At 27.3% G+C, this 7,115-nt stretch carries 8 protein-coding genes; 7 read left to right on the top strand and 1 reads right to left on the bottom strand.

The genetic code is table 11. The annotated features are described in order from the left end of the window. The first annotated feature begins 143 nt into the window (after positions 1-143). Positions 144-347, top strand: a complete 204-nt coding sequence (locus tag Q0V15_RS10480; RefSeq protein ID WP_297438753.1) for a hypothetical protein — start codon at positions 144-146, stop codon at positions 345-347. 96 nt (positions 348-443) lie between these two features. Then, on the top strand, positions 444-614 hold the full coding sequence (locus Q0V15_RS10475; RefSeq protein ID WP_297438752.1) for a DUF362 domain-containing protein: 171 nt from the start codon (positions 444-446) through the stop codon (positions 612-614). 59 nt (positions 615-673) lie between these two features. Here the strand turns inward: Q0V15_RS10475 and Q0V15_RS10470 are convergent, their stop codons facing one another. Further along, complete coding sequence (locus Q0V15_RS10470) at positions 674-1,318, bottom strand: MBL fold metallo-hydrolase (protein WP_297438750.1); 645 nt, start codon at positions 1,316-1,318, stop codon at positions 674-676. 101 nt (positions 1,319-1,419) lie between these two features. Here Q0V15_RS10470 and Q0V15_RS10465 point away from each other — a divergent pair, with 101 nt between their 5' ends. The 5 genes from Q0V15_RS10465 to Q0V15_RS10445 all read left to right on the top strand — a co-directional run bounded on the left by Q0V15_RS10465 (position 1,420) and on the right by Q0V15_RS10445 (position 7,022). Then, positions 1,420-1,929, top strand: coding sequence for a hypothetical protein (locus Q0V15_RS10465; RefSeq protein WP_297438748.1), 510 nt, complete (start codon positions 1,420-1,422; stop codon positions 1,927-1,929). A gap of 1 nt (position 1,930) precedes the next feature. Then, positions 1,931-2,944 (top strand): hypothetical protein, encoded by a 1,014-nt coding sequence (locus Q0V15_RS10460; protein ID WP_297438746.1) that lies wholly within the window; start codon positions 1,931-1,933, stop codon positions 2,942-2,944. Positions 2,945-2,968: 24 nt separating this feature from the next. Continuing rightward, a complete protein-coding gene (locus Q0V15_RS10455; RefSeq protein WP_297438743.1) occupies positions 2,969-5,419 on the top strand; it encodes an ATP-dependent Clp protease ATP-binding subunit in 2,451 nt (816 codons plus the stop codon). Between the two features lie 414 nt (positions 5,420-5,833). Then, entirely contained in the window at positions 5,834-6,766 is a 933-nt protein-coding gene (locus tag Q0V15_RS10450; protein WP_297438742.1) for an NAD(P)/FAD-dependent oxidoreductase, read from the top strand. 25 nt (positions 6,767-6,791) lie between these two features. Beyond that, positions 6,792-7,022 carry a glutaredoxin domain-containing protein gene (locus Q0V15_RS10445; protein ID WP_297438740.1) on the top strand — a complete coding sequence of 77 codons (231 nt, stop codon included), beginning with the start codon at positions 6,792-6,794 and terminating at the stop codon, positions 7,020-7,022. The last annotated feature ends 93 nt before the right edge of the window (positions 7,023-7,115 follow it).

Raw genomic sequence — 7,115 nt, 5'->3', positions numbered from 1 at the left:
ATTATAAAATTGATGATATAACTCTTATATCAGGTAAATATGAAGCTGATGAATCAGAAAATGATATAAAGTTTGAAGTTCATAATGATACAGATAAAAGAATGATGAAGAATGTTTTAAAGAAAGATTAGGGGGTCTTTTTTATGAAGAGTGTTTTACGTATTGCTAATTTAAAGTTACAAAAAGATTTTGTAGATTTACAAAAAAAAATTGCTAAGTGTGATGGTATAATTGCAATTGAATTTAAGCAAAAAATAAAAAGTATAGTCATAGTATATGATGAACTACACATAAGTCTAGATGAAATACAGGATACTTTAAGTGAATTTGGATATATAGTAATTTAGTACTAAAGAAAACTAATTAGATATCTTTAAATGGTTTGATAGATGTGATAAAATATAAATGTATTGTTATAAAGAAAATTTTAGGAGGAATGTAAAATGGCTTATAAAATAGAAGATTCATGCATCAGTTGTGGTGCTTGTGCAGCAGAATGTCCAGTAAGTGCTATTACTGATGGAGATACACAATATGTTATCGACCCTGAAGTATGTATAGACTGTGGAGCTTGTGCAAGTGTTTGCCCAGTTGGTTCACCAGTAGAAGCTTAATATTGTTTGTTTAGGAAAGAGTAGCATTAGCTACTCTTTTTTTGTTGTCCTAGAATTTATTATTCTAGGATTTTTTCATTTGGATTTAAAATAATTATTTTTTTTGAGATATTTGAATTTATAGTATCTGTGATAAGGAGAGAATCTAAAGATTTTATAGTGAAACTATTAAAAAAAATCAAGAATTTATCAAGACTATTCATAGAAAGATTTTTATCGCTTAATTTATAGTGCATAGGAATTATATACTTTGGAGAAAGTTTTATAATTAAATTTTTAAGGTCAGCAAATTTAATTGTATAATTTTCACCAACAGGAACAAATAATATATCAATATATTCAAGACTTTTTATTACTGAGTCATCAAGTGGATGTCCAAGATTTCCTAGATGACATAATGTTAAATTCTCAACAGTTATTTTGAAGATTATATTTTCACCTCTTTTATAACCAAGCAAAGTATCTTGATAGCTATTAAATGATGTAATAGTGCAAAAGTCATTTATAAAAGTACCAACTGAATTTAAAATTTTAGAATTATCAAAGTTATTAATACTTTCTGTACTTTGATAGTTTAAATTGTTTATAGCTATAAGGTCTATATTTTCAATGTTAGAAGTAAATTTAGTTGGATTTATTAAAATTCGCTTGCCATTTTGAGTTTTTATTAAAAATGATGAATTTGTTATATAGTAAATATTCATAAAAATAACCTCCACCTTCATATTAATAGTTATTAACGTTATTTTTAAAAATAAACATAGGAAATATGTTTATTTTTTATGAAAGAGTAGGAGGTTTAGTTTTGAAGTGCGAAAAATGTGGTAAAAATAATGCGAATGTTAAAATTATAAAAGAATTAAATAATAAAAAAGAAGAAATTATGTTGTGTGAGAGATGTGCTAAAGAGATAGAAGATTTTATTGTACAAGCAGAACTAGATGATGTGGTTAATTATAATTTAAGTGATATATTAACTAATTTAGTTAGTTATATAAATAGTGATTTTGAAAATGAAAGTATAAAAGTTTGTAATACATGTAAAACAACATATGATGAACTTAAAAAAGATGCGCAAGTTGGTTGTATAAATTGCTATACAGTTTTTGAGGACGAAATAGAAAAAGTTCTAAAAGTGATTCAAGGGACTGAAGATAATAATAGTAGAAAATATAAATACTTAGATGGTTATAAAAATAATATGAAGTTATTAGAAGAAGAGTTAAAGGTAGCTATTTCTTATGAAGAATATGAAAAGGCTATAGTTATAAGAGATTTATTGGTAGATATAAAATTAAACAAGGAGAAAAGCTAAAATGAGTAAAACTTGTAAATCAAAAAATAATATATGGCTTGGAACAGAATTATTTTTATCACGAAATTTAAGTACACATAAGTTCCCTTTAAAGTTAAGTACCGAGGAAGGTAGAGAAGTTGTAGATATAGTTTCAAAAATATTTCTAGCAAATAAAAAATATAAGTTTAAAAAAGTTAATTTGTGGGAAGAGTCTAAAGAGACAATATATTTGTGGCTTGAGTATGGAGCAATAACACTTAAGTTATATGAAAATAGAGAGTTTTCATCATTTCTTGTTGATGAAAAAAATAGAGTTATTATTATGATAAATGAAGAAAATCATATTACAATTAGTTTGAAAAGTAGATATCTCTCTGGATATGAGGTTTATTTAGAATTAGAAGAATTAATCAGTGGATTAGATGAAAAGTTAGATATTGCATATACTGAAAAGTTGGGGTATTTTACATCTAATTTAAATAAGGTTGGAAGTGGTTTTAAAGCATCATATATAATGCATATACCGATATGTATTAATATGGGGTTTTTAGAATTTATAAAAAAAGGATTAGAAAAAACAGGGTTTACTATTAATGATGTTTTTTCAGATGAGAATAAAGGTTTAGGTAATATATATAGAATAAGTAATATTACAACTATGGGGATATCATATAAGGCGATAATTAGTGAGCTAGATAGTATTAAAAATAAAATTATTATGAAAGAGAAGAAGCAAAGAGAATTAGAAAAAAATATGGATGAAGATAAGTTTTTAGATAATATTTTTAGAGCAAAAGGAATACTGCAAAATGCTAGACAAATTAGCTTTTCAGAAGCAATAAAATTACTTTCAGTACTTAGAATGGGTATGGAAATGAAAATTATAGATGGAATAGATTCTAATAAAATAAATGAAATTATAATTGCAAGCAAACATAATCATATAAAGCAAACATTAAATGATAAATTTAATAAAGGTAATGAAAATGTAGTAAGAGCTAATTTAATAAGAAGGTTTTTACAGAATATTTAGTGATATAGAGGAAGGGAGAAATATATGTTTTTAGGTAAGTTTACTGATGATGCAAAAAAAATAATTGAGGAATCGGAGAATATTTCTAAGGAATTAAAACATGGATATGTAGGAACAGAACATATTTTATTAGCTTTTTATAGAGTTGATACAATTTCAAAAAAGTTTCTTACTGATATTAATATTACAGAGGTAGAAGTTACTAATCTTGTGAAAAGTTATATAGGTATAGGTGATATTGATTATAATATACTAGAAGTTCCATTTACTCCAAGAAGTAAAAAGATATTAGATGAAAGTATATTAGATGCTAGAAAATCAGGAGCACAGTATGCTTCAGCAGAACATATTTTAGCAACACTTTTAAAAGATAAAGAAGGGGTTGCATATATAATTTTATGTAATTTAAATGCAGATGTTAATTTAATAAGAAAGCAATTAAAAGAACATTTAAGTAATAGTTATTTTATTAATGATATCAAAAGAAAAGAAGAGGGACGAAAAAAGAGAGAGAAAAAAGATATACCAATATTACTGAAATATGGTGTTGATTTAACAGCAGTAGCCTATGAGCAAGGGTTAGACCCAGTTATAGGAAGAGAGAGTGAAACTCAAAGAGTTTTAGAAATTTTATGTAGAAGAACAAAAAATAATCCATGTTTAATAGGAGAACCAGGAGTTGGTAAAACAGCTATTGTTGAGGGGCTTGCACAAAGAATTATAGAGGGGAATATTCCAGTTAATTTAAAGGGGAAAGTTATAATTTCATTAGATTTAACGGCAATGGTTGCAGGAGCTAAATATCGTGGAGAATTTGAAGATAGACTTAAACATGTTATAAAAGAACTCAAAAGAAATCAAGATGTAATATTATTTATTGATGAAATTCATACTATTGTTGGAGCAGGTGGAGCAGAAGGTGCTATAGATGCGTCTAATATTTTAAAACCAGCTCTTGCTAGAGGCGAAATACAGTGTATAGGTGCGACAACTATAGATGAGTATAGAAAGCATATAGAAAAAGATACAGCTCTTGAGAGAAGATTTCAGCCAGTTACAGTTGGTGAACCAAGTAAAAGTGAAACAATTCTTATTTTAAAGGGGCTTAGAGAACATTATGAGAAACACCATAATGTAAAAATATTAGATGAAGCTATATATTCAGCAGTTGATTTATCAGTTAAATATATAAATGATAGATTTTTACCAGATAAAGCGATAGATTTAATTGATGAGGGTGCTGCTAAAGTAAGAATTGAAGATTTTAGATTTCCACCTAGTTTAACAGAAATAGAAAATGAAATAAAAGAAATTACAGATAAAAAAGATAGAGCTATTGTAGAGCAAGACTTTGAAAAAGCATCAGGGCTTAGAGATAAAGAAAAAACTTTAAGAGAAAAATTAAATAAACTTGTAGATGAATGGAAAGAGAGTAAGGTTAAAAAAGTTGAAATAGTTGATTCAAGTAGTGTTGCAAATATAGTATCAAGATGGACTAAGATACCAGTTGAAAAATTAACACAAAAGGAAGCTATTAAATTATTAGAACTTGAAAAAACTTTATCTAAAAAAGTTATAGGTCAAAAAGAGCCTATTGAAGCTATTGCAAAAGCTGTAAGGCGTTCTAGAGTAGGACTTAAGGATGAGAATAGACCAGCAGGATCGTTTATATTTTTAGGTCCTACAGGTGTTGGGAAAACAGAACTTTGTAAAGCTTTATCAAGTATATTATTTGGTAGTGAAAGTCATATGATAAGAATAGATATGTCAGAGTATATGGAAAAGCATAGTGTTTCTAAACTTATAGGTTCACCACCAGGATATGTAGGATATGAAGATGGGGGGCAACTTACTGAGAAAGTTAGGCGTAATCCATATTCAGTAATCTTGCTTGATGAAATAGAAAAAGCTCATGTAGATATTTTTAATATATTACTACAAATATTAGAAGATGGTAGACTAACAGATGCTAAAGGAAAGGTAGTAAACTTTACTAATACGATAATTATTATGACATCTAATTTAGGTGCACATAGTATAAATAAGCAAAATAAAGTTGGTTTTTCTATAACAGAGCATAATGATGATAGTGAATATAAAATAATGAAAGATAAAATTATGTCAGAGCTTAAACTTGCATTTAAGCCCGAATTTATAAATAGAGTAGATGATATAATGGTATTTCACTCACTAGAGAAGGAACATTTACTTGAAATAGTAGATATAATGTTAAAGCAAACAAAAAAGAAATTAAGAAATCATGAAATACATGTATCTTTTAGTAAAGAGAGTAAAGAGTTTTTTGTTGAGAAGGGAACTGAACTTAAGTATGGAGCAAGACCACTTAAAAGGGTTATAACAAAGTATTTAGAAGATAGTTTAAGTGAAGAGATTTTAAGTGGAAATATAAAAGATGGAGATTCATTAGATGTTGTAGTTGAAGAGGGGAAAATTTCTTTTAAAAAGAGATTATAAATATTATTCTATATTTAACTATAATATGAAATTAAAATAATATAAAAGTAAGTATTAAAAGCTCTATTTAGGCTAAATCTATAAATAGGGCTTTTTATTAATAGAAAGATAATTATTTCGCTTGTAAGAGTAATTATAAATACGGAGTTACTAATAAGTGCCCTATTTTAAAGTTTATAAAATTAGTATAAAATATAATTATACCAGATAAGAACTATATCATTAATTGATTTTATAAATAAAGTAATGTTTTCAGATTAAGAGGACTTCTTGATGAGTTAGTTTTAGGAGTATAGAATTTTATAGTAATTTTATGAAAAAAAATATAAAATATTCTGTTGCAATTTGAAAATAAGGTGATATAATAAATATAAGAGATACCCGTGGGGGGTATGTGAAAGGGTGGTAATTACTATGACAAAAGAAATTAAAAATATTGATGTTATAATAGTTGGTTCTGGACCAGCAGGGCTTGCAGCAGCTATTTATGCAGCTAGAGCTAATTTAAGTGTTCTAGTTCTAGAGGACAAGTATATAGGTGGGCAGGTTAAAATAACACATGTTATAGAAAATTACCCTGGCTTTACTTCAATAAGCGGAGATGAACTTGCTACAAAGATGCAAGAACAAGCAGAACATGCTGGAGCAATAATTGAAGAGTTTGATATAATTCAAAAAATGGATTTAAGTGATAATGAAAAAATAGTTGAAACAGAAGATTTTATCTATAATGCAAAGGTAGTTATTTTAGGAACAGGAGCTGGTCCTATGTTACTTCCAATAGAAAATGAAGCTAAGTATTCAGGGAAAGGAATTCATTACTGTGCAGTTTGTGATGGTGCAATGTACAAAGATGGTATTATAGCAATTGTTGGTGGTGGAAATTCAGCTCAAAAAGAAGCTTTATATTTCTCGACACTTGCAAGTAAAGTATATGTTATAAGAAGAAAAGATTTCTTCCATGGAGAAAAGTCAGTTATAGAAAAAGTAGAAAATAATGAAAAAATTGAAGTTTTATATAACTGGGATTTAATAGATGTTACAGGAGAAAACTTAGTAGATGGAGCTATAATTAAAAATGTTGTAACTGGAGAAGTTAAAAACTTAAAAGTTGATGCTATTTTTAGTTCAATAGGAAGAACTCCAAGAACAGAGTTTGTAACAGGACAGGTTAATATGGATAAGCAAGGTTATATAGAAGTAGACTCTCGAAAGAGAACTAATATAAGTGGAGTTTATGCAATTGGTGATGTTACACCAACACACTTTAGACAAATCACTACAGCAGTAGCAGACGGAACAATAGCAGCTTTAGATGCAGCAGAATATATAGAAGAAAGTAAATAATAAAAAAGAAGGAATGGTGAAAGTTATGGTAAAAGTATATTCAGTAGAATGGTGTCCACCATGTAATAAATTAAAAAAATATTTAGAGAAAAAAGGTGTTAGTTACGAAGTTGTAACTGTTGCAGATGAAAAAGAAGCTAGAAATGAAGTTTTAAAAGTTTCAGGACAAAGATCAGTACCTGTGCTTACTATAAACAATAAAGTTATTGTAGGTTTTGAAAAAGAGCAAATTGATGAGGCATTAAAAACACTTTAATTAGTGTTTTACATAGGAGGAATAAATTATGAGTAAAAATATATTTAAAAACATAGTAGATGGAGAATTCTACGAGAGTAAATCAACAAATCT

It is taken from the genome of uncultured Clostridium sp., assembly GCF_947036855.1.
Taxonomy (GTDB): Bacteria; Bacillota; Clostridia; order Clostridiales; family Clostridiaceae; genus Sarcina.
The sequence above is the reverse complement of the archived record's forward strand: the minus strand, read 5'-3'. Positions and strand labels throughout refer to the sequence as shown.